The organism is Hydrocoleum sp. CS-953 (assembly GCF_002260545.1).
GTDB lineage: Bacteria > Cyanobacteriota > Cyanobacteriia > Cyanobacteriales > Microcoleaceae > Trichodesmium.
Map to the genome: position 1 here is coordinate 1 of NZ_LGSU01000399.1, position 2,989 is coordinate 2,989.

The window sequence follows — 2,989 nt, forward strand, 5'->3', positions numbered from 1 at the left end:
TAGCAAATATATTTAATTTCTTAGTTCAAATCTTTCAAACAGAGATATTTCAATTAGGCAACCAATCATTCTCCATCAAAAATATTACTGAAATAATTTTATCAATCATTATAGTAATATTCCTCTCCCGCACAATAAAAAAGTGGATGAGTGAATGGATATTAGTTAATCTAGGAGTAAAAAAAGGTACAAGAGAAGCGATCGCCACTATTATTAATTATATAATTACAATAGTTGGGGTTTTAATAGTTTTGCATAACACAGGCATTGACCTAACCTCAATTACTGTAATTGCTGGTGCTTTAAGTATTGGTATAGGTATCGGACTTAAAAATATTGTTAGTAACTTTATTAGTGGTTTAACAATTCTGATTGCCCAACCAATTAAAGTAGGAGATTTTATTGAAGTTGATGACTTATCAGGAATAGTAGAAAAAATTTTAATCCGGTCAACTTTAATCCGGACTCTTGATGGTATTTTTGTTATTTTTCCCAATAATTGTCTGGTAGAAAAAGATATTATTAATTGGAGTCACAGAGACCCAAAATGTCGTCTACATATTCCTATTGGAGTTGCTTATGGTAGCGATACAACTTTAGTAACAGAAGCACTTTTAGATGCAGCTAGAAAGGAAAAAAAAGTCTTATCAAATCCTTCGCCAAAAGTTTGGTTTAAAGGGTTTGGAGATAGTGCTTTAAATTTTGAACTATTAGTTTGGATTAAATATCCTCCTCTCACAGATCCAATCAAAAGTTCTTTAAATTTTTCAATTCACTCAGAATTACGTTCCCGGAATATTGAAGTTCCTTTTCCCCAAAGAGATTTACATATTCGTAATACTAAATATTCAATTCAAAAGCATCAAAAAGCAGGATTAACTACTGTTCAAAAAAATCAGATAAACCAGTCAATTTCCCTGGTAAAAAATCAACCAAAGACTAAATATAAAAGCTCAGAATCGAATTTACGAGATTTATTACGACAGATTAGTTATTTCAGGAATTGTAATATTATTGAACTACGAGATGTCATTGAAAATGGATATAGAAAAATTATTCCTAGAAGTGAAATAATCTGTAGAGAGGGAGAACCAGGAGACTCATTTTATATAATACTTTCAGGGTCAGTGGAAGTCTTTTCAGAAAAAGCAAATAAATATATTACGACTAGATACCCAGGAGAATTTATTGGAGAAATGTCACCACTTTTAGGGATTACTCGTACAGCTAGTCTTCGTGCTGTAGAAGATACGATATTATTTGTAGTAGACCAAGAAAATCTACAAAATCTTTTGGGAAAACATCAAAGACTAGCAGACAAAATTCCTGAAGAATTATCCCAACGTTTAGAGACCTTAAAAAATTTAGGATTACTCCATGACCAAACAACTTCTCAAAAAACAGCTTTGGTTTGGGTAAGGAACCGAATTTATAATTTATTTGGCATCTAAAAGAAGGAGTCAGGAGATAGAATTCAGGAGTCAGAATATTCTACAAATACCTAGGCAAAATCACCACTTTATTTTTGTCACTATGGAAGTAACTAGGCTTTGCTGAAAAAGTCTTTTTTAAGGAGTAGGGAAGTAGCGGAGGAGTAATTTTTTTTCCAACTATTGCCTTTTATACTAACTTTTTAAGTATTAAGAGCTGAAACAGGCGTACTTTTTACTGACCTAAAAAGGCTAAAACCTTTATCTACACATAGATATTTTAGCCTTTTTTTATTTCTGGGAAAAAAGAGCAATCTGTTCGCTACTAAAAGCTCAAAATACCCAAAATTTATCCTGACTCCTACCCTCAGCAAAAGACTTTTTCAGCAAACTATATTTTTAGTAGAGTTGAGAAGCTGGAGTAACTTTTTCCGTACTATCAAGAAAAAAGATGTGCATTAATCTTTGGTCATTTTCGTAGATATGCCAAGGTGTTCCAGTATGAAGTATTTCTCAATTATTCCAGATACCAAAATCTCCTACTTCCCATTTGAGAGAAAAAATATTTTCTGGTTGAGTACCTGGAGTTAAAAACTTCTCTATTAATTCCTGACTTGGTTCAGCTTCTATTCCTTCAATTTTCCAGCAGAATGTACAGTTAAAAACAAAGCATTCTTGCCTTTTTTGTTTGGATTATTACTGGGTGTATTCTAGCAACTTTAGGGGGATTAAAATTTTTCATAGAAGTTTTAATATCATCTATTGGATGCATACATACCTTGAGGTTCAGGTTGAAAATTCATAGTAGGACAATAGCAAACTTTCATTTGTAGAGCTTTTTTTTGCAGTTATGGTGTTAGAACTTCATAAGCTTTTATGGAACTACAAAAAAGTGTTTCACCTCCTTTTTTCGGTACAACTACTGCATACACAGCACTCACAACAGGTGGGGTATCGGATATACTATTAAAATCAGTATGCCAAATACGAGAATATTTAAAGACCTCACCAGCAGTAAGTGTAAATTCGTGCCCATAGTGAGTAAATGAACCGTATCCATGAAGAGAAAGTAAGGGCGGATAACCAGGTAGTTTTTTATAGAATGGGGCAATATTTCTCCCTTCCTTAACTGCCTGAATATCATGGGGAAACTTAGTAAGAAAATCAATTTCCATCTCTGGAGTTAACTGCTGATTTTTAAACAATAGTAATGAATATTTTTCAAATCCTGCTATTAGGGTTTCCCACTGTTGATATGATAAAGATTTTGATAGGTCAATTCCAACTACTTCTGCTCCGAAAGATAGCTCTTTTCCAAATTGATTGTGTAAAGGCTTAAATGAGGGTAATATTTGATTAGGGTTTTCTAGTTTGATAGACATTTTCTAAGATTTTTGACTAATAACTCGACTACTGATAGATAAACTAAATATTAGGCTTCTTGCAGAAGTCAGGGAATATAGGAGATGAAATTTAAGGAGTTAAAACAGTTCCTAAAACTCCAGAACCTAACAATATATATATTGCCAACCAGAGAGCATTTTTTGATAACTGACTAT

Annotated in this window: 2 protein-coding genes; one reads left to right on the forward strand and one right to left on the reverse strand. The window is 32.6% G+C overall.

From position 1 onward, the window contains the following. Positions 1-1,451, forward strand: a 1,451-nt coding sequence (locus AFK68_RS03885) for a mechanosensitive ion channel domain-containing protein (RefSeq protein ID WP_371357218.1), incomplete at its 5' end; no start/stop codon positions are given. Between the two features lie 827 nt (positions 1,452-2,278). Here the strand turns inward: AFK68_RS03885 and AFK68_RS03890 are convergent. Next, positions 2,279-2,812 carry a TauD/TfdA family dioxygenase gene (locus AFK68_RS03890; protein WP_094671674.1) on the reverse strand — a complete coding sequence of 178 codons (534 nt, stop codon included), beginning with the start codon at positions 2,810-2,812 and terminating at the stop codon, positions 2,279-2,281. Between the last annotated feature and the right edge of the window lie 177 nt (positions 2,813-2,989).